General features: G+C 53.3%; 22 protein-coding genes. 11 read left to right on the forward strand and 11 right to left on the reverse strand.

Annotated features, from left to right (window positions below):
* Positions 1 to 15 precede the first annotated feature (15 nt).
* The gene (locus D568_RS0114010; protein ID WP_020210236.1) at positions 16 to 918 is read right to left on the reverse strand and encodes a hypothetical protein; all 903 of its coding nucleotides are present in this window, start codon (positions 916 to 918) and stop codon (positions 16 to 18) included.
* A gap of 221 nt (positions 919 to 1,139) precedes the next feature.
* Here D568_RS0114010 and D568_RS0114015 point away from each other — a divergent pair, with 221 nt between their 5' ends.
* Positions 1,140 to 2,156, forward strand: a complete 1,017-nt coding sequence (locus D568_RS0114015; RefSeq protein WP_020210237.1) for an aspartate carbamoyltransferase — start codon at positions 1,140 to 1,142, stop codon at positions 2,154 to 2,156.
* A gap of 23 nt (positions 2,157 to 2,179) precedes the next feature.
* Here the strand turns inward: D568_RS0114015 and D568_RS0114020 are convergent, their stop codons facing one another.
* The gene (locus D568_RS0114020) at positions 2,180 to 3,442 is read right to left on the reverse strand and encodes a diguanylate cyclase domain-containing protein (RefSeq protein ID WP_020210238.1); all 1,263 of its coding nucleotides are present in this window, start codon (positions 3,440 to 3,442) and stop codon (positions 2,180 to 2,182) included.
* Positions 3,443 to 3,560: 118 nt separating this feature from the next.
* Complete coding sequence (locus D568_RS20245) at positions 3,561 to 3,965, reverse strand: YchJ family protein (RefSeq protein WP_157497880.1); 405 nt, start codon at positions 3,963 to 3,965, stop codon at positions 3,561 to 3,563.
* Between the two features lie 108 nt (positions 3,966 to 4,073).
* Between D568_RS20245 and D568_RS0114030 the strand changes: the two genes are divergently transcribed.
* The 4 genes from D568_RS0114030 to D568_RS0114045 all read left to right on the forward strand — a co-directional run bounded on the left by D568_RS0114030 (position 4,074) and on the right by D568_RS0114045 (position 8,455).
* Positions 4,074 to 5,231, forward strand: a complete 1,158-nt coding sequence (locus D568_RS0114030; protein WP_020210240.1) for a 1-acyl-sn-glycerol-3-phosphate acyltransferase — start codon at positions 4,074 to 4,076, stop codon at positions 5,229 to 5,231.
* Positions 5,232 to 7,367: an ATP-dependent DNA helicase DinG gene (gene dinG, locus D568_RS0114035; protein WP_020210241.1), complete on the forward strand. Its 2,136-nt coding sequence runs from the start codon at positions 5,232 to 5,234 to the stop codon at positions 7,365 to 7,367.
* Positions 7,368 to 7,393: 26 nt separating this feature from the next.
* A complete protein-coding gene (locus tag D568_RS0114040) occupies positions 7,394 to 7,717 on the forward strand; it encodes a YqcC family protein (RefSeq protein ID WP_020210242.1) in 324 nt (107 codons plus the stop codon).
* Between the two features lie 72 nt (positions 7,718 to 7,789).
* Positions 7,790 to 8,455 (forward strand): DUF3313 family protein, encoded by a 666-nt coding sequence (locus D568_RS0114045; protein ID WP_020210243.1) that lies wholly within the window; start codon positions 7,790 to 7,792, stop codon positions 8,453 to 8,455.
* 62 nt (positions 8,456 to 8,517) lie between these two features.
* On the opposite strand, the gene D568_RS0114050 is transcribed toward D568_RS0114045, so the two are convergent.
* Positions 8,518 to 9,738: a multidrug effflux MFS transporter gene (locus D568_RS0114050; protein ID WP_083915372.1), complete on the reverse strand. Its 1,221-nt coding sequence runs from the start codon at positions 9,736 to 9,738 to the stop codon at positions 8,518 to 8,520.
* A 471-nt stretch (positions 9,739 to 10,209) separates the two neighbouring features.
* Here D568_RS0114050 and D568_RS0114055 point away from each other — a divergent pair, with 471 nt between their 5' ends.
* Entirely contained in the window at positions 10,210 to 11,784 is a 1,575-nt protein-coding gene (locus D568_RS0114055; protein ID WP_020210245.1) for a carbohydrate-binding protein, read from the forward strand.
* A gap of 84 nt (positions 11,785 to 11,868) precedes the next feature.
* On the opposite strand, the gene argS is transcribed toward D568_RS0114055, so the two are convergent.
* Together argS and D568_RS20250 are read right to left on the reverse strand one after the other, a co-directional pair.
* Positions 11,869 to 13,602 (reverse strand): arginine--tRNA ligase, encoded by a 1,734-nt coding sequence (gene argS / locus D568_RS0114060; protein WP_020210246.1) that lies wholly within the window; start codon positions 13,600 to 13,602, stop codon positions 11,869 to 11,871.
* 73 nt (positions 13,603 to 13,675) lie between these two features.
* Positions 13,676 to 14,779: a DUF481 domain-containing protein gene (locus tag D568_RS20250; RefSeq protein WP_020210247.1), complete on the reverse strand. Its 1,104-nt coding sequence runs from the start codon at positions 14,777 to 14,779 to the stop codon at positions 13,676 to 13,678.
* Positions 14,780 to 15,005: 226 nt separating this feature from the next.
* Between D568_RS20250 and D568_RS0114070 the strand changes: the two genes are divergently transcribed.
* From D568_RS0114070 to dbpA, 3 genes are all read left to right on the forward strand, one after another.
* Positions 15,006 to 15,773 (forward strand): enoyl-CoA hydratase-related protein, encoded by a 768-nt coding sequence (locus D568_RS0114070; protein WP_020210248.1) that lies wholly within the window; start codon positions 15,006 to 15,008, stop codon positions 15,771 to 15,773.
* Positions 15,770 to 16,585 carry an SDR family oxidoreductase gene (locus tag D568_RS0114075; RefSeq protein WP_020210249.1) on the forward strand — a complete coding sequence of 272 codons (816 nt, stop codon included), beginning with the start codon at positions 15,770 to 15,772 and terminating at the stop codon, positions 16,583 to 16,585. Before D568_RS0114070 ends, D568_RS0114075 begins: the two co-directional genes overlap by 4 nt.
* 121 nt (positions 16,586 to 16,706) lie before the next feature.
* On the forward strand, positions 16,707 to 18,098 hold the full coding sequence (gene dbpA / locus D568_RS0114080; protein ID WP_020210250.1) for an ATP-dependent RNA helicase DbpA: 1,392 nt from the start codon (positions 16,707 to 16,709) through the stop codon (positions 18,096 to 18,098).
* An 80-nt stretch (positions 18,099 to 18,178) separates the two neighbouring features.
* Here dbpA and D568_RS0114085 read toward each other — a convergent pair whose 3' ends face one another.
* Positions 18,179 to 18,781, reverse strand: coding sequence for a TetR/AcrR family transcriptional regulator (locus D568_RS0114085; RefSeq protein WP_020210251.1), 603 nt, complete (start codon positions 18,779 to 18,781; stop codon positions 18,179 to 18,181).
* A 121-nt stretch (positions 18,782 to 18,902) separates the two neighbouring features.
* Here D568_RS0114085 and D568_RS0114090 point away from each other — a divergent pair, with 121 nt between their 5' ends.
* A complete protein-coding gene (locus D568_RS0114090) occupies positions 18,903 to 19,451 on the forward strand; it encodes a carboxymuconolactone decarboxylase family protein (RefSeq protein ID WP_020210252.1) in 549 nt (182 codons plus the stop codon).
* A 54-nt stretch (positions 19,452 to 19,505) separates the two neighbouring features.
* Here D568_RS0114090 and D568_RS20255 read toward each other — a convergent pair whose 3' ends face one another.
* The 4 genes from D568_RS20255 to mobA form a co-directional block, all read right to left on the reverse strand.
* The gene (locus tag D568_RS20255) at positions 19,506 to 19,871 is read right to left on the reverse strand and encodes a VanZ family protein (RefSeq protein ID WP_020210253.1); all 366 of its coding nucleotides are present in this window, start codon (positions 19,869 to 19,871) and stop codon (positions 19,506 to 19,508) included.
* Positions 19,872 to 19,896: 25 nt separating this feature from the next.
* On the reverse strand, positions 19,897 to 20,751 hold the full coding sequence (locus tag D568_RS0114100) for a universal stress protein (RefSeq protein ID WP_020210254.1): 855 nt from the start codon (positions 20,749 to 20,751) through the stop codon (positions 19,897 to 19,899).
* Positions 20,752 to 20,763: 12 nt separating this feature from the next.
* On the reverse strand, positions 20,764 to 22,248 hold the full coding sequence (locus tag D568_RS0114105; RefSeq protein ID WP_020210255.1) for a SulP family inorganic anion transporter: 1,485 nt from the start codon (positions 22,246 to 22,248) through the stop codon (positions 20,764 to 20,766).
* Positions 22,249 to 22,464: 216 nt separating this feature from the next.
* Positions 22,465 to 23,091: a molybdenum cofactor guanylyltransferase MobA gene (gene mobA, locus D568_RS0114110; protein WP_040516848.1), complete on the reverse strand. Its 627-nt coding sequence runs from the start codon at positions 23,089 to 23,091 to the stop codon at positions 22,465 to 22,467.
* Between the two features lie 269 nt (positions 23,092 to 23,360).
* Between mobA and D568_RS0114115 the strand changes: the two genes are divergently transcribed.
* A complete protein-coding gene (locus D568_RS0114115) occupies positions 23,361 to 24,824 on the forward strand; it encodes a catalase (RefSeq protein WP_020210257.1) in 1,464 nt (487 codons plus the stop codon).
* Positions 24,825 to 24,892: the final 68 nt, after the last annotated feature.

Genomic DNA, 24,892 nt, shown 5'->3' on the forward strand with positions numbered 1-24,892 from the left:
GAGCCCTGGCTCGGGTTAATGTTGTATTCGGCCAAAACTGATCTCGTATTTGCCGGCAACGGTTTCGGCCTGAAAAACTTTAGTGTCCGGGTATTTCTGTTTTAACACCGTTAATAACCGCTGTTTGTCCTCTGTCGGCATATAAGCGCCAAAATAAACTGCGCGTAGTTCTTCTGCTGGAAAGGATTTATCGCTGTACCAGTCGCTTTCGTCGGTGGATTTTGCCGCTTCGGCGGCATCGACGTTGAAAAAGCAGCGCCACTCTTGTTCGCCTTTGGCCGCCGGTTGTTTACAGAGAAATTTGTCGGCAAAAAAATCCTGGGTGCGCAATGTTTCGTTGTGCAGTACCACGTTTAATTGCTCTTTGAGGTTGGTAATTTCTGGCCGTGCTGGGACGTACTGCATGGGTTGGGGTGAGGTAAGACTGGTGTTTTCTCCACATTGAAACTTCAAAACGGCTCCTTTGTGGCTGTTGGCGAAATATTGCCAAGCGGTCAGGTTGTCGGCCTTAGCTGAAAAGCTGCAAATACGTAAGCTGCGAGTGTAGCGACGCCAATCGCTCATCATTTCATCCAGTTCGCTCTGGCGCTGGTCGACCATCCGGGCCATGAGCTCTTGCAACACTTCTTCAGCCTCTTCAGGTGAGGCGAAACGCTCTTCATCGCGCCAGCGGCGAATCACCTGTGCCAGAGGGGAGGCGCCACGAGGGTCTTCACGAGCGAAAATCATGCCGCACGCCGTGCGTATTACACTGGTTAACAGGGTTTGCGGGTCAAAGGATAAAGTGGATCGGTGGTTGAGCTCAAAGGGGTCGCGATACAGTGCCGGCGCACTCCAGCGCAGGCGGCGCGATTGCAGTATATGTACCGCAGTGGTTGCATCCGTGTATTTGGAAAGAGTATCGGGGTGTTCGGGCACTTGTTGTCCTTATTGTTGGGGTTAGGGCATTTACAGTGGTATATCGGCCGCAACCCGGTTTTATAAAGTGTTTTAATGCGCCAATCAAGCTGTTTACTAAGATATTAATAGTGCGCAGAAAAGATTTATGCAAATTGATGGAGCAATGGAACACAATGATTCCACCGCGAAGGTAGGGACGCTAGAATAGGCACCCCACCCCAACAGGCAAAGGACATCACGTGATTTTTACTGGCTCTCATATCCTCTCCGTTGAACAATTTGAACGCGCCGACATTGAACGCATCTTTACCGTGGCCGATGCTATGGCGCCGTATGCCCTGCGCCGCCGGGTTACCCGGGTTTTAGAAGGCGCTATCTTGGGTAATATGTTTTTCGAGCCCAGTACGCGCACACGTATTAGTTTCGGGTGTGCTTTCAATCTGCTGGGGGGCGAGGTTCGAGAAACCACGGGCTTTGAAAGTTCGGCAATTGCCAAAGGCGAGTCTCTTTACGACACAGCCCGCGTGTTGTCCGGGTTTTCCGATGTGATTTGTATGCGCCACCCGCAGGAGGGATCGGTGGCTGAGTTTGCCGAGGCCAGTCGTGTTCCGGTACTTAATGGTGGCGATGGAGCCAACGAGCATCCCAGTCAGGCGCTATTGGATTTGTACACCATTCGCAAAGAGCTTGGCTCTAAAAATCGCGGTATAGATGGTCTGCGCATTGCCCTGATTGGCGACTTAAAATACGGCCGTACGGTGCACTCATTGTGCAAGCTGCTTTGCCATTTTAGCCAGGTTCACGTGACCCTGGTTTCACCCACTGAGCTGGCGATGCCGGAGTCAATTGTTGAAGAGATGCGTGCAGCCGGACACACTGTTATTGTCACCGAAGACTTGACCCAAAGTATCTCAAGCGTCGACATCGCTTACTCAACCCGGATTCAGGAAGAACGCTTTGCCTCCAAAGAGGAAGCGGATATGTATCGGGGTCGCTTTCGTCTAAATCAGTCTATTTATACCCAGTACTGTGAGCCCAATACGGTCATTATGCACCCGCTCCCTCGGGATTCCCGCGCTGATGCCAATGAGTTGGATAACGACCTGAATCAAAACCCCAACCTGGCCATTTTTCGGCAGGCCGATAACGGTGTCTTAGTGCGTATGGCCCTGTTCGCTTTGGTGCTGGATGTTGTGGATCAGGTCGACAAGTACGCCCGAGACGTTAACTGGTATAACTCGTTGCGTACTCTGTGACTTCAGGCGTGACTCGCTGTGGCTCAGTGCCCGAGTAATTGCCCGGCCATTTTCTGTAATTCTTCACAGTTGAGGGGTAGATCTACGCTGGGCCTGGGGGTTGGTGGCGGCTCCAACACATGGCCAAGGTAAAGCTGAGCAATGGTTGAGGTACGCTGCTGCTCTGCCAGAGTTTCGGCTAAGTATCCGCCTGCCGCAGTGGTAAGGGTAGGGCAAAGTATGATCAGGTCGGGGCGTATAGTGATGGCCAGCTCCAGGGCTTCATCGGCACTTTCAGCGGTAATAAGATTGTACAGAGGGCGAAGGCAGGCGCTGGCCTCAAGCAATACATGTTCACTGCTGTGAGCAATAATAACCGTTCGGTGCGCCGTCATTTCTTCCAGTGTGTGTTGGTTGCGGCCGGTATGCTTAGCGCGGTACAAAGCTCGGTCGGCGCACTTAATCAATTCTTCTAGGGTGCAGCTGCGAGGTTGCAGGCAGCAAGCGGCACCGATAGAGACGGTTACCCATGGCTCTACCGGCGAGACCTTGTGTTCAAGCTTCAGCTCGGACACCGCATTTTGGATGCAGGCGCACACTCGCTCAGCGCCCGCGGCGTCGGTTTCCGGTAGCAGCACCACAAACTCTTCACCCCCGTAGCGGCCCAGCAAATCGTAGGGTCGGTTTAGGCAGCTTTTGATGGCCCCGGTCACTTCTTTTAAGCAGGCATCGCCCGCGGGGTGACCGTAATGATCGTTGTAGAGTTTAAAGTGATCTACATCGATCATTAGAGCGCAGGTAGGCGTCTGTTTGCGTCCGGCCTGCAACCACTGCTGCTCGGCCTGCTCATTAAATGTGCGACGATTAAGTACTTGCGTCAGACTGTCTAACTGACTCAGCGCCTCCAGTTCGGTATTGAGGCGGTTGAGCTGGTCGCGCATGTCCGCAATACGCTCCATGGCCCGTATTTTGGCCGTAATAATCATTTTACTGACGGGCTTGATTAAATAATCGTCCCCTCCAGCCTCAATGCCCTGACGGTAGTCGTCATCCTCGCTCATGCCCGTAACGAAGATAATAGGAATCCAGTGACTGCCCAGCCATTCCCGGATCAGGGCGGTGGTTTCAAAGCCGTTAAGCCCGGGCATCTCCACATCCATAATGATCATATCCACCGGATTACCTTCCAGCAGCTGCAGCGCTTGCTCCCCACTTTCGGCAAGCAGGGGGGTGTGACCCGCATCGAGTACGTATTGGCTCATGGCATGGCGCAGTGTGGCGCTATCTTCTACCAGTAGTATCTTCATGGTGAGGCTCAGGCAGTGGGTTTTCTTTAGTACAAAGTTTACCCTGTGGTGGCGCTGAAAACATCATTTGTGTTCACAGTTTTAACAACTCGCTCTTTTTAGCGGTGAGCTGGAGGGGTTAGTTGCAATGATCAATGTAGCGCCAGTGGCCACCTTCGCGGCGAAATAAAGACTTTTCAAGATGCTGATGGGTTTGTTGTCCCTGCTGGTAGCGGGCACTAAAGGTAACAGTGCCTGTGTTGTCGTTGATGCCACCGGCTTCACAGCTGAGAATTTCCAATCCTAGCCAGTGGCAGCTGCTGGCCCACTCTCCAATGGCTTCTTTTGTCGTCCGGTTGCGACTGGCACTACTCCAGGTTGACCATACATAGTCAATCGCTAGTAATACATGAGCGGTGTAACGAGAGCGCATAAGACTTTCTGCGGTAGGCGCATGGCGACCTTCAAAAATCAATGGCCCACAGCATTGTGACGTGGGCTTACCCGAGCCGCATGGGCAGATAGTGGGGGCTGTGAGTGGCATTTTGCACCTCTTTTGGGTATGTTGTGCGCCTGTTTCTGGCCTCGCCCGCCTCCCGGCGTTAGTGGCTTCCCTTTTTATTGTGTGGTTCACCAATCTACGACCAAGCCGATGACCGATTTTGACGATATCCGACCCTATAATGATGACGAAGTGCGCCCTGTGCTGGACCGAATTTTGGCCGACCCAGAGTTGGCCGATGCGGTGGCCAAGCTAAAGTTTCCGCGTTTAGCCGGGCCTTTGGGTTTCCTTTTGAGACCTTTGGTGCGCCGGGTAATGACTCGTCAATTAGAAGGTGTGGACAGTGTAGATAAGTTTCAGCTGGTTGTGGAGAAGTACATGCGCCACATGATTGAAACCACGACCACCAAATTGACCAACTCGGGCCTGGATAAACTTGACCCTAACGAAGCCTACCTGTTTGTCAGCAACCATCGTGATATTGCGATGGACCCGGCTTTTGTCAACTGGAGTTTATACCACGCGGGTTTTAAGACCTTGCGCATTGCTATCGGCGATAACCTGCTCACCAAAGAGTATGTATCTGACTTAATGCGCCTGAATAAAAGCTTTATCGTTAAGCGTTCGGCCAAGGCGCCACGAGAAAAATTAAAAGCGGCCAAAAAACTATCGGCCTATATTTTTCACTCGCTGACCGAGGATAAAGCCAATATCTGGATTGCCCAGCGTGAGGGGCGAGCCAAAGACGGTAACGACCTGACCAACCCGGCGGTGGTGGGAATGCTGACCTTAAACCGCCCCAAGACGCAGGATTTTTCTGAGTACGTACGCTCATTAAAAATCGTACCCGTGTCTATCTCCTATGAGCAGGACCCTTGCGATCAGGCAAAAGCCCACGAGTTGCATGCTCAGCGCACCACCGGCAGCTATGAAAAAGGCGACCAGGAAGACGTGCAGAGCATTGCCAAAGGTATCGCCGGGCAGAAAGGCCATGTGCATGTGGCTTTTGGTGATGTACTCAGCGGCGAATACGCCGACACCGAGGCGGTCGCCGCTGAAATTGACCGGCAAGTCTGGTCGAAGCAGGTGTTACACCCCAGCAACTGTTTTGCTTTTGACGCCACCGGTGGCGAGGCGCGCTCTCTGCCGTATTCTGATAAAGCCAAGCCCTTTGAGCCTGGGAATCTGCGTGACGAACGCGCGAGCTTTGAGTTGCATGTGGCTGCCGTGCCCTCTGAATACAGAGACATTGTGATCGATATGTACGCCAACCCGGTGCGTAATAAATTAAAGGCGCAGCAGTCTTAAATGCTCACCGACGCTGTTAAAAAAGAGATTCAGCAAACCTATTCTGAGTTTCTAAAATCCCGCGAACTGGGGCCGCGCCACGGGCAAAAAATGATGATCGCGGAAATCGCGCGCACCCTGGGGGGAATCAGCTCCGATGCCGAAGGCGTGCGCAACAGCGACGGCCATGTGTGCGTGGTTGAGGCGGGCACAGGCACGGGTAAAACCATCGCCTACTTGCTGCCCTCGATTATTATCGCCAAGGCGCTGGGTAAAAAGTTAGTGGTCTCTACCGCTACAGTGGCTCTGCAAGAGCAAATTATTCATAAAGATCTGCCCGAGCTGAAAAATCACACCGACCTGTCATTCAGTTTTGCCCTGGCTAAGGGGCGCGGTCGTTATTTGTGTTTGTCAAAGCTGGATAATTTGATGGGCGAGTTTGCCACGGCCGATGATCCTACACGTGCGCTCTACGAAGACGAACTGCCCAGCGTTGATGAGCAGGGGATAAAACTCTACGAGTCAATGATGGAGGCGCTGGCAGCCAATAAATGGGATGGCGAGCGCGATTCCTGGCCCACCGAACTTGAAGCCGCAGACTGGCAAAGAGTCACCACAGATCATCGCCAGTGCACCGGCAGGCGCTGCTCTAATGTTTCTGTGTGCAGCTTTTTTAAAGCGCGCGATGCGCTGCATACCGCCGACTGTATCGTCACCAATCACGATTTAGTCCTGGCAGATTTGGCGCTGGGGGGCGGAGCGATATTGCCCGACCCGGAAGAAACTATTTACGTGTTTGACGAGGGCCATCATTTACCCGATAAGGCGCTCAATCACTTTGCCTGCCATGGGCGCATGCTCTCTACCAGCCGCTGGCTGGAACAGTGTAATAAGTCGTTGTCTGGCGTGCTGGGGCAAATCAGCGGCGCCGGGCGGGTGGATCACTTTGGCGAACAATTGCCGGGTCAGTTTATTCAGTGCAAGCGCGAGCTGGATATGCTGTACCCAGCACTGGATGAACTGATTCAAACACTTGCAGACGAGGGCCGTGAACGTCGTTCGACCCATTATCGCTTTGAGGGCGGCATTGTTCCCGAAGGCATTCGCGCTCAGGCAGAGCAGTTGCACATGAGTTTTGATCGGCTTAGCGACCTGCTGGGCAAAATGGCCAATGAAATCAACGAGGCCATGGAAGACGCTCACTGCCGTATTCCGAAAGTGGATTTGGAAAATAACTACCCGGTGATCGGTGCCTGGCAGGCTCGCGCCGAAGCGGGTGCCGAGCTGTGGTTGAGCTACGCTCGCACCGATGCCGAAACCAGTATCCCCAAGGCGCGTTGGCTGACGCTGGTGGACTTTAATGGCAACTACGATATCGAGGTGTGTTCAAGCCCCATACTGGCGGCGCGTACTCTGGAGTTCAGTTTGTGGAACCAGTGCTACGGCGCGGTAGTCACCTCGGCCACCTTAACCGCGTTGGGTAAATTTGATCGCTTTCAGATGCGCGCTGGCACACCCAACAACAGTCGCTACGCCGTGGTGCCCAGTCCGTTTGATTTTTCTCGCGGTGTTTTACGTGTGCCCGCCGAGGCGGTGGACGCAGGTGATAGTTATGCCCACACCCGCGCAGTGATCGATTATTTACCCGATTTACTTGAGCCCGATGAGGGGTCGCTGGTGCTCTTTTCATCGCGGCGGCAAATGCTGGACGTATTTGATGAAATGCCCGAGCACTGGCGTCGTAAAATTCAGGTGCAGGGGGTGTCGTCTAAACAGGAGATGTTGGTCGAGCACAAAAAACGCATCGATAAAGGCGAGGGCAGCGTGCTGTTTGGTTTGGCGAGCTTTGCCGAAGGAGTCGATTTGCCCGGCGATTACTGCGCCCATGTGATTATCGCAAAGCTGCCTTTCGCGGTGCCCGACGATCCCATTGAAGCCTCGGTGTCCGAGTGGGTGGAATCTCGTGGCGGCAATCCGTTTATGCAAATTACCATTCCCGATGCGTCCCTTAAATTGATTCAGGCCTGCGGTCGCTTGCTGCGCACCGAAGGCGATACCGGTCGCATTACTCTGCTGGATCGGCGCGTGGTGACTAAACGTTATGGCAAGGCGATTCTGGACTCACTGCCACCGTTTAAACGCCAGATTGAGCACTGAGTGCGCGGAGAGACTTGAGGTATCCTATGGGTGATAAACATATTGCCGTAGCCAACGTGCTGATAGACATTGAAGCGGCAATGCGCGAGCTGCAGCTGTGGCAGGCCGAGCCGCCATCGGCCGAGGCCCTTGCCAGTGACCAGCCCTTCGCTATTAATACACTGACTTTTGTTCAGTGGCTGCAATTTTTATTTTTGCCCCGTTTACAGCAACTGGTTCAGAGCCGAGGTGACTTGCCCTCAAGTTGTAATATCGCGCCGATGGCAGAAGAGTACTTTCGCCCTATGTCCCTCCCGGTTGAGCGGTTAATCATTGAGTTAAAAAGAATTGATACACTTTTAAACCAGTAAACGGCTTGCCTTGTTCAGGGCTTTGGCCTAATTTTGAATGATTAAAAATAGACCTCTCATTGGAGCAACCTTATGAATAAGCTCACCCTTGCGTTACTTTCTGCAGCTTTACTCTTAACGGCTTGTGCCACGCCCCCACCTCCGGTATCTCACGATGGCTTGCACTTGATGGATAACCGGGATTTGGATCAGGTGTACCTGAAGCCAGGAACGGAGCTGGACGTTTACACGGTCATTAATCTGCGCCCCTGTACCGTGGCATTTCGGGACGGTTGGCAGCGCGACCAGAACTCCAGTCGTTATACCGGTCGTTCGCGTGTTACCGAGGAGGATATGGAAGTGATTCAAGAGCGTCTGGGCGAAGCCTGTGACAAATACTTCCGTGAGGCGCTGGCAAAGGCCCCCGCTTATAAAATTGCCGAACAAAGCCAAGATGGTGAACGCGTACTTGATCTTCGCCCCTCGATTATAGATCTCGATATAACCGCACCGGACCTTAATGATGTCGGTATGACCACGACTTATACGACGTCTTCCGGGGAGATGACTCTGTTTTTAGAGGCCTACGATGGCACCACGGGAGAAATACTGGCCCGTGTCGTCGATCGCAAAGAGGACCGCGATGATATGTACCTGGAGTGGACTAACCGCGCAACCAACATGCGCGATGCCAACCGCTTTCTGCGCAGTTGGACCGACGATTTACGCGAGGCGCTGGATAAAGCTCGCGCACTCTAAAGAGCCGATGACAAGTTGATAAAAAGCCGCGTTAATCGCGGCTTTTTTATGGCGGTAGCCGATTAAGAATCGGCGTTAGAAGGGGTTTGATGGTAACGGCGAATGCCTGGCAGTAAGCATAAGCTCAGCGCTACCGAGCACAGCATAGCGATTGCTATGGGGGTTAGCTGGCCATTGTGAAATACACTGCCCGCTAGGCCCATGCCTGAGCCCATAACAAACATGGATACGGTTTGTATGGCGGCGGCGCTACCTCCCTGATGGGGCGGAAACATGCCCATAAAATGGGTGGCCCCGGCGGGGTTAATCACTCCCACACAGCTAACAATGATAATAATTAATCCGGCCGCTAGCGGTAGGTTCAGCCCCTGGGCAAGCGCCAGCAAAGTGAAGGCGAGCACAAGAACGGCCTGCAACAGAATAGTAAACATGAACACATTGAGGGCGCGGTAACGCTTGAGCATTATTGTGCTCAAAGAGTTAGCGGCGATCAGCCCAATGGCAGCCAAGCCAAATAGCACTGAAAAATGGCCTTCGCTGACACCGAAGTAGCTCATGTAAATAAACGAGGCGTGGGTGACATACACCAGCAATACGCCAGCGGCACTGCCCATACACAACGCAAAGCGCGTGGCGATCAATTTACCCTGCTGGCGGCGTAAAACAATCTCGCCGTATTGGCGAAACACCCGTGAGAACGACAGGGGTTGTTTGTCACTCTGTAAGGTTTCAGGAATTAACGGCAGCATAATGGCCAGCAGTCCGCAGGCATAAACAACCTGAAAAATAAAAATCGCCTGCCAGCCAAAAGTCAAAAGGCCGGTACCGATTAAGGGCGCAATCACAGGTGCGACCATCATTATCATCATCACTGTGGCAAAGCGAGGGCCTATTTCCTGTGCTGGATAAGCGTCGCGCACCTGCGCCATGGCGGTAATGCTGGCAAAGCCACCGCCAAAAGCCTGAGCCGCCCGTAACAGGTTGATGAGTCCGGCCGACTCGCTCATAGCAATTGCTGCACTGGTGACAATAAAAAGCACGGTGCCAATCACACACACCGCTTTGCGCCCGATTTGATCCGACAGTGGCCCGCCCAATAATTGCCCGGCGGCAAAGCCCACCAAAAATGTGCTTACCGACGCGCTCAGGGTTGCGATGGATACGCCTAAGGACTTTGCCATAGTCGGTAGCGCCGGTAGGTAGGCATCCATGGCAACGGGCCCTAGCGCAACCAGAGCACCGAGATACAACAAAAAGAAGCGGGGTAATGAGAGTTTCGTCATGGTGATGAGCAGTTTTTATCTTTGTGAGAGCAGAAAATCTAAATGGCAATGCGGATCACTATACAGAATTTGCAGGGTAATGGAGTCCTGCTAGCAAAACTTAATATCACTGCCTGTATGGGCTGTTTGCAAACAAGGTTTGCTGGTTACGCGCGGTGCGATTCGCCCTTGGCAAGCGATGGTGTAATTTCAATTGCGCCTTAACGAATACCGTTTTAATTTCCGGTAATTATCAAAGGTAAAAGCAAGTCACGTTTTTTGTGATTCGTTTTGTGTGCAGAGCGGTGAGATGGTAATTCTACCTATCCCTCTGACAACGTTGTCTTTTTTTGGGGGAGGGGCTCGCTGGGTAAGCCTCGGGCGTGCAGCTTTTTTAGCAAGGTGAATCGATAGGGAAGCGATGAGTGAGAGTACAACAATAAAACGCCACTGAAACCTGTTGCAGTGGTGGTAACCGATGAGGACATTTGAATGAAAAAGACATTATTTCTGAGTGCTGGTTTGCTCAGTTCTGCGTTTTATACAGGCGCGGTTCAAGCTTACGATTGCAGTAATTTAACCGGTTGGAATTCGGCTAATGCCTACCAGGGTGGAGATCAGGTGCAGGATGAAGGCATTGCTTACGAGGCCAAGTGGTGGACCCGCGATGACAAGCCTGCCCAGCATTCTGGCCCCTGGGACGAATGGTTACAGCTAGGTGTGTGCGGGGGCAGCTCGTCCAGCAGCTCGAGTTCGTCCGTTAGCTCGTCCAGCTCGGTTTCTTCAAGTTCAACCTCTTCAAGCTCTAGCACCTCGTCTCTGCCTGCGGATGATTGTACATCGCCGGTTTACAGTGCGGGTACCAGTTATGCCGCGGGACAGTTAGTACAGAATGCTGGCGACGAGTATCGCTGCGACATCAGCGGTTGGTGTTCGTCTAATGCCGAGTGGGCTTATGCGCCCGGCACAGGAGCCCATTGGGCCGATGCCTGGTCAGAGGTGCGCTCTTGCACCGCTTCGTCAAGCTCAAGCAGTTCTTCATCCAGCTCTTCGTCCAGCTCAAGCTCTTTGCCCGGCGGTGGCTACAGTGGCAATTTCCCCGACCACGCGTTGGTGGGTTACTGGCATAACTTTGTCAACGGCGCCGGGTGTCCTATCGACTTGTCGGATATTCCTCCGGTATGGGATGTGATTGATATTGCTTTTGCCGATAACGATCCGGCCAGTGATGGCACCGTACAATTTAATTTGTTCGACGGTTCTGGCACCAGTTGCCCCGGGTTAGATGCTGCGAAGTTTAAACAGGATATGGCCGACCTGCAGGCGCAGGGCAAAATTTTCGTGCTGTCTTTAGGCGGCGCCGAAGGCACCATTACCCTGAACAATGATTCGGATGAAGCGAATTTCGTCAGCAGCCTTACTGCGCTGATTAACGAATGGGGGTTCGATGGTGTTGATATCGACTTGGAAAGCGGCTCGCAGTTAGTGCACGGTTCGCAAATTCAAGCGCGGCTGCCAGGCGCTTTGCGTCAAATTGACAGCAACGTGGGCGGTATGGCGTTAACCATGGCACCGGAGCATCCGTATGTGCAAGGCGGGCACACGGCCTACAGCGGTATCTGGGGGGCATACCTGCCCATTATTGATCAAACACGAGATTTGTTGGATCTATTACATGTACAGCTGTACAACAACGGCGGCTTGCAAACGCCTTATGCCAGCCAGTCTTACCCGGCAGGTTCGGTGGATATGATGGTGGCTTCGGCGCGCATGTTGATCGAAGGCTTCCAAACCGCTGGCAGCTTGTACTTTGCTGGCCTCGACCCGCAGCAGGTTTCTCTGGGCTTGCCGTCAGGGCCATCATCGGCTGGCTCAGGTCAGGCGACCAATCAGGCTATTATTGATGCACTCGATTGCATCACGGCGGGGACGGCATGTGGCTCAGTGGATGCTGGGGGTGTGTACCCTGATTTTAGCGGGGTGATGACCTGGTCCATTAACTGGGATATTCACGATGGCTATATTTTTTCTGGCCCAATTGGGGATAAGGTCCACAGCCTGCCTTAACAGCTGTATTCATTGTGTAAAAATAAAAAAAGCGCCCCATCGCTGGGGCGCTTTTTTATTTTTGCGATGATGCGAGCGTGGTTGCTACATCTGCTCTGATACTTCAATGCCCAGCATATCCAGGCCGGTAGCGATGGTGCGTGCTACTAAGTGGCACAGGCGCAGGCGGCTGTCGCGGGTGGCGGGCTCTACGTCTGATTTTAAAATCGGGCAGGCTTCGTAAAAACGCATGTACAGGCTGGCAACGTCGTATAGGTAATTACACAGCACATGGGGCAGGGCATCTTCGGCCACTTGCGCCAATACTTCGCCAAACTGCAGCAGTTTAATGGCCAGCGCTTTTTCCTGCTCGGTGCCAATTACCACCGGGGCGCTGACGCTCTCGGGGCTGACACCGGCTTTGCGGAAAATGCTTTGTACCCGTGTGTAGGCGTACTGCAAATAAGGCGCGGTATTGCCTTCAAAGCTGAGCATGGTATCCCAGTTGAAAACGTAATCGTTGGTGCGGGTTTTACTTAAATCCGCGTATTTAACCGCGCCTATTCCCACTTTGCGGGCTACCTCATCGGCGCCTTCAAGCTCCGGGTTTTTCTCGGTAATCACCGCGCGGGCGCGTTCAACGGCTTCGTCCAACAGGGCCGAGAGCTTAACCGTGCCGCCGCTGCGGGTTTTAAAGGGTTTACCGTCGGCGCCCATCATGGTGCCAAAGGCGTGATGCTCCAGACTCACCTGATTGCTGACAAAGCCGGCTTTGCGCGCCAGGGTGAACACCTGTTGCATGTGCAATGACTGACGGGCATCAATAAAGTACAGAATGCGGTCCGCGTTTAAATCCACCGCGCGATAGCGCAGCGCCGCAAGGTCGGTGGTGGCATACAGAAAGCCGCCGCCTTTTTTCTGCACAATCACTGGCGAGGGGTTGCCCTCTTTGTCGGCCAGCTCTGACAAAAACACCACCTGCGCGCCCTGATCTTCGGTGCATAGGTTTTGCTCTTGAAGCTCTTTGACAATGGGCGCGAGGTCGTTGTTGTAAAAGCTTTCACCGCGCACGTCAGCATCACCCAGGGTGACGTTCAACTTTTGATAAATCTCGGCGCTGTGCTCAAGAGATACCTGCTTAAATTGGCGCCACAGTTTCAGGATCTGCTCGTCGCCAGACTGCAGCTTGACCACATACTCGCGGGCCTTATCGGCAAAGGTTTCATCGGCGTCAAAATGAGCTTTAGCCTGCTGATAGAAGACTTCTAAATCGGACAGCGCCATGCTTGCGCTTTCGTTTTCTGCCAGCTGCTCTTCCAGCTCGGCGATCAGCATACCGAACTGTGTGCCCCAGTCGCCAACGTGGTTTTGGCGGATGACGGTGTGACCCAAACGCTCCAGCACCCGCACAAGCGCATCGCCAATAATGGTGGAGCGCAAGTGGCCCACGTGCATTTCTTTGGCGAGGTTGGGTGATGAATAATCCACGACAATGGTTTGTGGTGCTTCGGCAGGGCGAATCGCCAGTGCAGAGTCACGCTCAGCGGCGCCGGTTTGCTCGGCCAGCCACTCGGGTTTTAGGTGAATATTGATAAAACCCGGGCCGGCAATTTCAATCTTCTCGGCCAGCTCGTCAATGCTCAAGTGCTCGACAATCTTGCCGGCCAGCTCACGGGGGTTGGTGCCCATTTTCTTTGCCGCACCCATGGCGCCATTGGCTTGATAGTCGCCAAAGCCGGCCTTTTTGGCGGCGGCAACCATAGGTTGGCAGTCGTCCGGGATGCCGGCGGCGGTCATGGCGGCGCGGACTTTTTCACTGAGTAATTCGCGGATATTCATAGTGTCAGATTCAGTAGTGCAAAAGCATCGATTGTATCACGGCGGCTAAGCCGCCGTGGCAGGCAAAAGAGAGTTAAAACTCGTAACTGACGCCTACGGTGTAGCGAAAGTCGTCCTGCTCGGGGAGGACACCATCGGCATCCGCCTGTGGGTACTTTATACGATCCCAGTAGGCGCTCATGCTCAAATCCAGTTTGTCGGTTAAGTCAATGTATAAACTGACCACGCCGTGATGCTTATATTTGCCCGACTCGTCATTGGTGGCCGTAAGTTGGTAAGTGGCGCTGACGTCCATGTAGTCTGTCAATTCTTGGTCGTAGATCGTATTTAAATAGAATGCGCCGGAGTCGACCGTGTTGTCCTGACCCTCGGGTACTTCTTTGTATTTGGTGTACATGTAGCCAGGGCCCGCCGAGGTGGTCCAGCTGGTATCGTCGTTATCGATTAAATAGACACCGGCGCCCATACCCGCCGTCCACTGGCTGGATATGTTTTGCAGTGGGGCGCTGTAAAATTCAAACTGCACCGGTTGCCAGAACCAGCGCTCAGAGCGGCGAATATACCAACTGCCAGTGGCGCGGTGTTCATTACTGGTTTCTTCGCCTTCGTCGTAAAACACATCGGCAATGTAACTTAAGCGTACGCTGGAGCGGGCCGTACGGCGCAGTAAGCTGGCGTTTGCGTTAAAGTCTTTTTGGTCGACGTTGCCAGTGCGGTAATTGACCCCGGCGCCAATTTTACCGCTCCAGCGGTCCAGTTCGCGCTTGCTGGTGCTGGCAACACGCATGACATCCTGAATCTCAAAAGGCCCCTGGTCGCCGATGTACAGCTTGCCGTCAACGGTTTCCAGTTTCCCCGTGTATAGCTTCTGGTTGGTCAACAAGACGTTTACCGACTTGGTGGTGTGTATCGCTGCAACCGACTCCCAGTCGATGGTTTCATCGCCCAGCTCGTCGCTGTCAAATTCCAGAGAGTCTTTTTCCATGGCGGTCAGCTCACCTTTAAGCCACTCACCGGAGGTGAGTTTTACCCAGTCCCAGGGGGCGTCAATTTCAATGGTCGCCAGGGTGGGTGAGTCTGAGTTTGGTGCAGCTAAGGCGGTGCTCGAGAATGCAGAGCAGGCGAGAACGAAAGCAAGGGCGTGGCGAGACGATGATCGGTAAATAAGGTTGTTCACAGTGAGGTCCTTGGTAAAACGTGTCCAAAGTGTTGATGCCTATCACAGAGGGCGCAGCTGGGCGGGATAAGCGTGCTAACAGTATAAGGTATCTGTTGTCTCAAACACACATGGGGCAGACAGTGTCACAAAAAAGTGGCTACACTTTTGTGGGTATCCATCGCTTTTCAATCTATAAATGACATAACTTTGATACTGCAGAACCGTTTTGCTTAGGAGAGATAACTTGAGCTTGCCAAATCTTTGTTCTCACATCAGCGCCGAATGTTCTCGTGGTCAGCTGCGCCTGACATTAAACCGTGAAGCGCAGAAAAATGCGTTATCGCTGGCAATGTACCAAAGTCTAACAGACGCGTTGCGCTGGGCTGCCTCCGAGGCGGAGGTTCGAGTCGTACGGCTGAGTGGCAGTGGTGACAGTTTTACCGCCGGTAATGATCTGGCGGATTTTATGAGCGCGGGTGAGTTAGACAGCCATCACCCTGCGGTGCAGTTTATGCGCGCTGTGCGCGAGCTTCCCCAGCCGTTGCTTGCTGAAGTGAACGGTCTTGCGGTAGGTATTGGCACGACTTTATTGCTGCACTGTGATCTGGTTTACGCCAGTGAAGATTCCTACTTTCAGCTCCCGTTTACCCGCTTGGGGTTGTGCCCCGAGTTTGGTGCCAGCACTTTGTTGGCCAAACGTATCGGCCACGCGCGCGCGCGCGAGCTGTTACTGTTGGGCGAGAGGCTGGAGGCGCTTGAGGCCGAACGCCTGGGGCTGGTTAACGGCGTGTATCCGCTGGAACGGCTGAGCGAAGAAGTGGACTGGGTGTGTGGTGAGCTGTGCAAGGTGCCACCTCAGGCGGTCGCCAGAACCAAAGCGCTGCTCAATGAGGTGGAAACCTGGCCGACGGATAAAGTGATTGAACGCGAACTCGCCGTATTTGCTGAGTGTTTGCAAGGTGATGAAGCTAAACAGGTGATCAGCCAAATGATGAAGAAGGGTAAATCATGAAATTGAACGGAGATTTTGCCGGAAAAACCGTGCTGGTAGTCGGCGGCACCAGTGGTATTTGTCGCGGTATTGCCGAGCGCTTTGCCGGCTTGGGTTGCAGTGTGTGTGTGATCAGTCGCTCACAGGATAAAGTGGACACCACTGTCTTAGCATTAACCGAAATGGGGGCGCAGGATGCCTGTGGTTACAGCGTCGATGTGCGCAAGGGCGACGAAATGCGCGAAGCGGTGAGTCAGCTGCACGCGCGCTGGGGCGCTCTGGATATCGTTGTCTCCGGCGCGGCGGGAAACTTCCCCGCACTGGCCAGCGGCTTGTCCGACAACGGTTTTGGCGCGGTGGTGGACATTGACCTTAAAGGCACCTTTCATGTCATGAGCGCCATCTATCCCTACTTGCGTAAGCCGGGCGCTTCGGTCATTAACATCTCTGCGCCGCAGGCTCAGTTAGCCATGGCCGGTCAGGTGCATGTGTGCGCCGCTAAGGCTGGGGTCGATATGATTACGCGAACGCTCAGCATTGAGTGGGGTGGTGAAGGCGTGCGAGTTAACTCTGTTATCCCGGGGCCTATCGACGGCACCGAGGGGATGGACCGCTTGGCACCGGGAGAGGACATGCGTAAAAAAATCGTGCAAACGGTGCCGTTAAAGCGGATGGGACGGGCCCGGGATATTGCCGACTGCTGTGTGTTTTTAAGCTCCGATCTTGCCAGCTATATCACCGGTGCGGTAATCCCTGTGGACGGTGGTTGGAGCTTGGGCGGTGCGGCCAGCATCGGTACTGGCATCGCGCAAATGCTGCAACAGCAGCAATAAGGCGTGGTTTGCAGCCAGATTCTAATGCGGGCGCTAAAGCGCCCGCTGTTTTTTAATAGTTACCTAAAGCATCCACAGGTATAATTCACCAAACCCTCAATGACAGGAAAACACTTTCCCCGTGTCTGATAAGCAATCCCAGTTCTCCCGCCTCGGCCTGCAACCACAACTGCAACACAATCTTAAATCCCTCGGTTACACCTCCATGACGCCTATTCAGGCCGAGAGTTTGCCTGCCATCATTGCCGGTAATGATGTTATCGGCCAGGGCAAAACAGGGTCGGGTAAAACCGCGGCCTTTGGCTTGGGGGTGCTGAACGCTCTTGAAGTTAAGCGCTTTTGTGTGCAGTCGCTGGTGCTGTGTCCAACGCGCGAGCTGGCCGATCAGGTGGCCAAAGAAATTCGTCGCCTGGCGCGGGCGATTCACAATATTAAAGTGCTAACGGTTTGCGGCGGCATGCCTTTCGGCCCGCAAATCAATTCGCTGGAGCATGGCGCGCACATTGTGGTGGGCACGCCGGGGCGGGTGGAAGAGCACATTCGCAAAAACAATTTGGATTTAAGTCAGTTATCGATGCTGGTGCTGGACGAAGCCGACCGTATGTTGGAAATGGGCTTTGCCGAGGCGCTGGACTCGGTGATTGCAGCGGCCCCGGTCAAACGTCAAACGCTGCTGTTCAGTGCGACTTACCCGCCCAAAATTGAACAGATTGCTAAGCGGGTGATGCGCGATCCGCTGCTGATAAAAGTAGAGTCCAATCACGATACCTCTAGCATTCAACAGAGCTTTTATGCCGTGACTGATGAGCCCTCGCGCTTGCGCGCTGTACAGTTGTTACTGCTGCAGCACCAACCAGAATCCGCAGTGGTGTTTTGCAATACCAAACGTGAAACCCAGCAAGTGGCGGATGCGTTATCGGCTGAGGGGTTCAGTGCTTTGGCTCTGCATGGTGATTTGGAGCAGCGTGAGAGGGATATAACCCTGGTGCGGTTTGCCAACAAAAGTGCCACGGTACTGGTGGCCACCGATGTGGCGGCTCGCGGCCTGGACATCGAAAATCTGGACATGGTGATTAACTATCAACTGGCCCGCGACAGCGAAGTGCATGTGCACCGGGTGGGGCGCACGGGTCGTGCGGGCGCGAAAGGTATTGCCTGCAATCTGCACAGCGATAAAGAGCACTATAAGCTGCTGTTACTGGAAGAAGAGCAGGGACTTGATGTGTCCAATACACCTTTACCTAAGATAGACGTGACCAATGCCCAGGCGCCGCAACCGGCCATGGTGACACTGCAAATAGATGGCGGTAAAAAGCAGAAAGTTCGCCCCGGCGACATTCTGGGTTGCCTGACCGGAGACAAAGGTATCGACGGCAGTGCCGTGGGCAAAATTAATGTTGCCGATAACTCATCGTTCGTGGCGATTAAGCAGGCGCAGATGAAAAAAGCGCTGGACAAGATTCGTAACGGTAAATTAAAAGGTCGGCAGTTTCGGGTGCGAGTGGTAAATTAAGTAGAGCTTAATAAGTAGGCTGTTTTTTATCGCCGCATTTTGTTTTGGCTGCGCAGTGAATAGACTGCGCAGCTTAGGGTTTATTCGCTGCGGTAGGGCGTAAAAATCATTTCAATATCATCCAGCAAACGGTCTAACTGTTTCACGTCGGGCGAGCTTTGAGCAAAAGAGCGGACGCCCATTACCTGAGTTTGTAACAGCCGCGCGAGACGCGCGCAGTCCACGTCTGCTTTTAGTTCACCGGCATTTTGGGCTTGCTCTAAGGCGGCCGTAAAACACTGCTCTACTTGCTGCAGCAAATGGCGCGCTTTGCTGCGCAGCGGGTCGGCGTCATCGGTGGATTCCAGCAGCGTTTTCACCACCAGGCAGGCGGGCGTTTCTGCCAGGGTGGATTGGTCATCGCCGAGCAAAAGCCAACGCAAATAGGCCATTACACCACTGATAACGCCGCTTTCGCGTTGAATGAACTCTTGCACATCAACTCGCATTTGATCGGCGTAGGTGTCGATAGCCGCATCAAACAGTTGCTGTTTATTACCGAACGCGGCGTACAGGCTTCCAGGGCGCATATCCAGCGCTTTCTCAATATCTTTCAGGCTGGTGGCATAAAAGCCGCGACGCCAAAACAAATCAACGGCGGCTTGCAGGGCGTTGTTGCGATCGTATAAAGCGCTTCTTGGCATGAATGATTCCAAATTCTTGAGTAATCACTCAATTATATCTTGAATGATTGCTCAAATACAGTTATGGTGGAGATCAATTTGAGCAATTGCTCAAATATAAACCCAATTGATAGGAGGTTGTATGACTGACTTTACTTTGCATACGTTAGAGTCCGCACCCGAAGAAGCGAAAAGCCTGCTCGAGGCGTCGCAGAAAAGCTTCGGCATGATTCCCAACTTGCACGCCGTAATGGCAGAGGCGCCAGGGCTACTGGAAGGCTACCAAGTGCTGCACCGCCTGGTGCTGGAGTCGAGCTTTGATAACGATGAAAAAACCGTGGTTTGGCAAACCGTTAATGTTGAACACGAGTGCCACTACTGCGTGCCCGCGCACACAGGCATCGCCTACTCCATGAAAGTAGACGAAGCCATTGTTGAGGCGCTGCGTAACAAAACCGAATTGCCTGCCAAGCTGGAAGCGCTGCGCGAATTTACCTTAGATGTGGTACGTAACCGCGGTAATGTTGACGATGCGAAAGTCAGTGCGTTTTTAGAGGCGGGTTTCACCAAGCGTCAGGTACTTGAAGTGGTGTTGGTGGTTTCACAAAAAGTCATGAGTAACTATGTAAACCACCTGGCAGAAACGCCTGTTGATGAGCCGTTCAAAAAGTTTGCCTGGGAAGCCAAATAAACCCGTTTGGCATAAACTTTCTTGAGGGAATAACGGGGACGAGGGATAACTTCGTCACCCGTCTCTCGTGACCTTCACCCCCGCTTTTACCAATACCCACTCCGCCAGCTGCCAAAGCAGTAACCCCAACAGAATGCCGACTGTATTCGCCGCTATATCTTTAAGCTCAAAACTGCGCCAGGGTAGGGTGTACTGCACAATTTCTACCAGCGTAGAAAAACAAAATAACTGGAAGAATCTCAGCCAAATAGTTTGCCGGGCAAAGGCAATGCTGACCGATACGCCCGCCACCAGATAACCGGCAAAATGCATCAGAACATCATTGTAATCGCCTACAACCTGCTGAGGCTGTTTGGCGGTACCCATTACCAGGTACAGCGCTAACAGCAGCAGGTATTGACCGATAAACAGAACTCGCATTAACCCAGCACCTTAACGCAACATTTTAACGCAACACGAGCATAGAGGTTTTACAGCGGCAGATCATGGCGGTAGTGGTGCTGCCAATAATAAAGTGACGAATACGCGAGTGACCGTAAGCGCCCATCACCAGTAAATCGATAGCGTTATCGCGCTGGAATGCTTCCAGCGCAGTGTCCGGGTCGCCGCCTATAATATGCTCGGCCGCCTCAATACCCGATTGCTGCAGTTGAGTTTTGGCCCAGGCTAATGAGTCGCGATTGTCGGCTGTGTCTTTGCCCACCATTACTAAGTGACACACGCTGTCTTTTAATAACGGACTGGCAGCAATCATTTCGATGCCTTTACGAATGGTGGGGCTGCCGTCGTAGGCAATCATCAATTGCTTCGGTGCGCTAAAGCCCTGCTGCACAATTAAAATGGGCTTGTGCATGGTGCGAATAATTTGCTCAATGTGGCTGCCAATATGGCCGTGGGCACTGGCGCTTTCGGCGCCACGCTTGCCCACTACCAGCAGGCGGGTTTCGTCGGCCAGGTCCACCAGAGTGTCCGTCAGCTCGCCGTGGCGCTGGCGGGTTTCAGCATCGTTAATACCGGCTTGTGTCACACGCTCAAGGGCGGCGGCCAGCATTTGCTTGCCTTGTTCCATGGCGATTTTGCCGCGTTTTTCATCCAGCTCGGCCAGCTCTTCCAGCAGGGTTTCCTGGGCGCCAAAGCCCAGGGTGCCGGATAAATTGCGCTCACCCAGGCCGTGTACATAATCCAGCACGTGCAGCAGGTGCAGTGGCGCTTGCAGTTTTTGCGCCGCCCAAGCGGCACCATCGCAGACGGCCAGGGCGTAGTTGGAGTCGTCGATACAGGCGATTACATTGTTAGCCATAATATGGTCCTATTAATGCCCCATTAACTTTTCAACTTCTTCGGGCTTATTGTGTACGGCAAATTTGTCCACCAATGTGGCGCTGGCCTGGTTGAGACCAATTAAGGCTACCTCGGCCCCTTCGCGGCGCAATTTAATCACCACCTTGTCCAGTGAGCTGATGGCGGTAATGTCCCAAAAGTGCGCGCGGGATAGATCGATGGTGACACGATCCACCGCCTCTTTGAAGTCAAAGCCGCCAATAAACTGTTCAGCCGAGGTAAAAAATACTTGTCCCACCACGGTGTAGGTGCGGTGGCTACGATCGCCGCTTAGCTCAGAGCCGACGTACAAAATTTGCCCCACTTTGTGAGCAAAGAACAGGGCGCTTAGCAGTACCCCCAAGAGCACGCCCAAGGCGAGGTTATGAGTGGCAACCACTACGGCCACCGTGGCAATCATGACCACCGATGAGCTTTTGGGGTTGGTTTTAAGCGCGGCAATGGAGGCCCAGCTGAAGGTACCGATAGAGACCATGATCATCACCGCTACCAGCGCGGCCATGGGGATTCGGCCCACCCAGTCGCCTAAAAACACCACCAATATCAACAGGAATACGCCCGCGACTAAAGTGGATAAGCGGGTGCGACCCCCGGATTTTACGTTGATAACCGACTGCCCAATCATGGCGCAACCGGCCATGCCGCCGAGAAAACCCGCGCCAATATTCGACAGGCCCTGGCCGACGCACTCGCGGCTTTTATTGCTGCTGGTATCGGTTAAATCGTCCACGATGGTGGCCGTCATCATCGACTCCAATAAACCTACCACGGCCAGGGTGAGGGAGAAGGGGAAGATGATTTTTAAGGTTTCGAGGTTGAGCGGCACATCGGGCAGCAAAAATACGGGCAGGCTATCGGGCAGCTCGCCCATGTCGCCCACGGTGCGCACATCAATACCAAAGTACAATGCCACGGCGGTGATCACCACAATGCACACTAAGGGTGATGGCACCGCGCGGGTAACGTAGGGCAGCAAGTAAATGATGCCCAGCCCGCCGATTAACAGCGCGTACACCGGCAGGGTGAAGTTAGCGCCGGTAATTTCCGGCAACTGAGCGAGAAAAATTAAAATCGCCAAGGCGTTTACAAAGCCCGTGACCACCGAGCGCGAAACAAAGCGCATTAAATTTCCCAGCTTTAAAATACCCGCAATAATTTGCAGTACGCCTGTCAGTAATGTGGCTGCCAGCAAATATTCCAGACCGTGATCTTTAACTAAATCCACCATCACCAGCGCCATGGCGCCGGTAGCGGCGGAGATCATGGCCGGGCGGCCGCCTGCGAAGGCGCTGATAAAAGCGATACAAAAGGACGCGTAGAGACCGACCTTGGGGTCTACCCCGGCAATAATGGAAAAGGCGATTGCTTCGGGAATAAGGGCAAGAGCAACGACAGTGCCGGAAAGTAAATCGCCGCGTACATTGCTCAGCCAATTTTGGCGCAGAGTATCAAGCATAAAACGAATGTCCGTGTTAGAAAAAGTAACAGGTATAAGCAGGCTACCCGAAACAGGTTTCAGGCAAATAATGGTTAGGCAGAAGCCTTGAAGGAGAGGCGTCCTATGGTGGACTGATTTTGGCTGGCTGGGTCATGAGCCGAGTCTGGGCCTGTTTATTTGAGTCTGTAGAAAGGGCGCAGAGTCTAGCAGACTGGGTGAAAATTGCCAGTTACCTTAAAGCGTCTGATGCACTGCCAGAAGATCTTCTGCGGCGTACAGATCCTGCGGTGTGTTGATGTTAGTAAATGGGTCAAAAGGATCGCAGGAAAAGTCCACCTGTGTGTGCGGGTGTTTGGCAATCCAGTGTTGTAACCAGGGAATGGAACCGCTTTGCAACGTGGTTGCCAGGTCCTGCAACAGGCTTTTATGCCACAGGGCAAATACGGGCTGCAAGCGTCCATTTGACGCTGCAACAATGATTTTACTGTGGGGGTGCGCGGCGGTTTGCAGCTGTTCGCACATATCTTTGGGGAAGAAGGGCGTATCGCAGGCAAAACTTGCCAGCCATTCACTGTCGGGTTGCTCGCGACACATCCAATCCATCGCGGCGTGAATGCCCGCCATAGGGCCGGGAAAATCGGCAAAGACATCGGGTACCACGGTGAGCTTGGTTCGGGCAAAACGTAACGCATTGCCATTGGCGCTCAATAACAGCGGCGCTACTTGGTGTTGCGCGCGTTCAACACTGCGGTTAAGCAGGGTTTTGCCTCGTAATGGCAGCAGGCATTTATCACCACCGCCCATTCGGCGGGCCTGGCCTCCGGCGAGCAGTACGCCTGTGGGGCTTACAGTAGATGTCATGGAGCCTCGCAGCTTGAAGATAATTGCGCCAATTATAGGTGTTCTTATGTGACGATTGTAGTCTTAATGCGCTGCAGTTGCTTTACATCAAGAGGTGATTTTCGAAAGCACATTACCATAGCTCTCTGAGAGGGATTCTTCGGCATTTTCTATTAAGGCTATTCTTTTTATTAATTTCAACAAATTGGTAAAAGCTATTAGCATTGGTTTTGTGATTGGGAGGTTGAGGTTCTCAGCCAGCCGTTAGCCAAAGAAGAAGGAAACACCAGATGAGTAAAACCACTTTAACCAGTTCAGCCGGCGCTCCGGTGATTGATGACAATAACAGCATCAGTGCGGGCGAGCGGGGCCCTTTAACTTTCGACAATCATTACTTATTCGAGAAGCTGGCCCACTTTAATCGCGAGCGCATTCCAGAGCGTGTTGTGCACGCCCGAGGCTCAGGTGCCTATGGCACATTTACCTTGAGCAAAGCCATGGGTGATTACACCATCGCGAACTTTCTGCAGGAAGTGGGTGAACAAACCGAAGTGTTTGTGCGCTTTTCTACCGTGGGCGGTGGTCAGGATTCCAGCGATTACGCCCGTGATCCGCGCGGTTTTGCGGTGAAATTTTACACCCAGCAGGGCAACTTTGATGTGGTGGGTAACAATACGCCGGTGTTCTTTTTGAATGACCCGATTAAGTTTCCGGACTTTATTCACTCGCAGAAAAAGAATCCGCGCACGAACCTGCCGGACCCGCAGGCGATTTATGAATTTTGGGCCAATCACCCGCAGTCGCTGCACCAGATGACTATTTTGATGAGCGATCGGGGTATTCCCGCCAGCTACCGTCACATGCACGGTTTTAGCTCGCACACTTTGAGCTTCTGGAACGATAAGGGTGAACGCTACTGGGTGAAATGGCACTTTAAATCCAATCAGGGCATTAAAACCCTGAGGGAAAAAGAAACCGAGGGTTTGCCCGCTTTCGGTGCCCAACAGGATTTGGTGGAGTCCATCGACAAGGGCGACTTCCCGAGTTGGACGGTGAAAGTACAAATTATGACCGAGGAGCAGGCGCAGAGTTATCACATTAACCCGTTCGATTTGACCAAAATCTGGCCCCATGCAGACTTCCCGTTAATGGAAATTGGCCAGTTGGAGCTGAACCGTAACGTTGATAACTATTTTGCCGAAACCGAACAGGCCGCCTTTGCACCCAGTAACCTGGTGCCAGGTGTGGGAGCCTCGCCGGATAAAATGCTGCAGGCGCGCTTGCTCGCCTATCAGGATGCGCACCGTTACCGGGTGGGCGTCAACCACAATCAGGTGCCGGTTAACCGGCCGCGCTGTCCGGTCAATCACTACCAGCGCGATGGCGCCATGGCCGGTTGCCCGATGAGTGGCGGATCGAGCGGGCAGGCCAATTGGGTGCAGGGCAGTGGGGCAAACTTTTACCCCAATGACCGAGCTGCCCAGGGCGCGCCGGATGTGAGTAATCACACACCCGAGCCACCTTTGGCCTTGGCTGGGTCTGCCGCTAAGCGTTACGACCAGTCGGACGCGGATTACTACTCTCAGGCCGGTGATTTATACCGCTTGATGAGTGAAGACCAGAAAAACCAGTTGGTGAATAACATTGCCGGTGGTTTGAGTCAGGCAGACAGCTCGGTTCAGGCTCGTATGGTGGCACTGATCAGCCAATGTGATGCGGACTACGGTCAAAGGGTGCAAGCCGCCATCGCTTAAAACACTTTTCCAACCCCCAACTTCGGCGCCTTCGGGCGCCTTTTTTGTACGGTAGTGTTTTTACTTGG

Source organism: Gilvimarinus chinensis DSM 19667 (assembly GCF_000377745.1).
Classification (GTDB): Bacteria; Pseudomonadota; Gammaproteobacteria; order Pseudomonadales; family Cellvibrionaceae; genus Gilvimarinus; species Gilvimarinus chinensis.

Bases quoted from the DNA above. Each gene is read 5' to 3' on its own strand.
- D568_RS0114020 (WP_020210238.1), bottom strand. From the start codon at position 3,442: ATGAAGATACTACTGGTAGAAGATAGCGCCACACTGCGCCATGCCATG.
- D568_RS20245 (WP_157497880.1), bottom strand. From the start codon at position 3,965: ATGCCACTCACAGCCCCCACTATCTGCCCATGCGGCTCGGGTAAGCCC.
- D568_RS0114030 (WP_020210240.1), top strand. From the start codon at position 4,074: ATGACCGATTTTGACGATATCCGACCCTATAATGATGACGAAGTGCGC.
- dinG (WP_020210241.1), top strand. From the start codon at position 5,232: ATGCTCACCGACGCTGTTAAAAAAGAGATTCAGCAAACCTATTCTGAG.
- D568_RS0114040 (WP_020210242.1), top strand. From the start codon at position 7,394: ATGGGTGATAAACATATTGCCGTAGCCAACGTGCTGATAGACATTGAA.
- D568_RS0114045 (WP_020210243.1), top strand. From the start codon at position 7,790: ATGAATAAGCTCACCCTTGCGTTACTTTCTGCAGCTTTACTCTTAACG.
- D568_RS0114050 (WP_083915372.1), bottom strand. From the start codon at position 9,738: ATGACGAAACTCTCATTACCCCGCTTCTTTTTGTTGTATCTCGGTGCT.
- D568_RS0114055 (WP_020210245.1), top strand. From the start codon at position 10,210: ATGAAAAAGACATTATTTCTGAGTGCTGGTTTGCTCAGTTCTGCGTTT.
- argS (WP_020210246.1), bottom strand. From the start codon at position 13,602: ATGAATATCCGCGAATTACTCAGTGAAAAAGTCCGCGCCGCCATGACC.
- D568_RS0114075 (WP_020210249.1), top strand. From the start codon at position 15,770: ATGAAATTGAACGGAGATTTTGCCGGAAAAACCGTGCTGGTAGTCGGC.
- D568_RS0114085 (WP_020210251.1), bottom strand. From the start codon at position 18,781: ATGCCAAGAAGCGCTTTATACGATCGCAACAACGCCCTGCAAGCCGCC.
- D568_RS0114090 (WP_020210252.1), top strand. From the start codon at position 18,903: ATGACTGACTTTACTTTGCATACGTTAGAGTCCGCACCCGAAGAAGCG.
- D568_RS20255 (WP_020210253.1), bottom strand. From the start codon at position 19,871: ATGCGAGTTCTGTTTATCGGTCAATACCTGCTGCTGTTAGCGCTGTAC.
- D568_RS0114100 (WP_020210254.1), bottom strand. From the start codon at position 20,751: ATGGCTAACAATGTAATCGCCTGTATCGACGACTCCAACTACGCCCTG.
- D568_RS0114105 (WP_020210255.1), bottom strand. From the start codon at position 22,248: ATGCTTGATACTCTGCGCCAAAATTGGCTGAGCAATGTACGCGGCGAT.
- mobA (WP_040516848.1), bottom strand. From the start codon at position 23,091: ATGACATCTACTGTAAGCCCCACAGGCGTACTGCTCGCCGGAGGCCAG.
- D568_RS0114115 (WP_020210257.1), top strand. From the start codon at position 23,361: ATGAGTAAAACCACTTTAACCAGTTCAGCCGGCGCTCCGGTGATTGAT.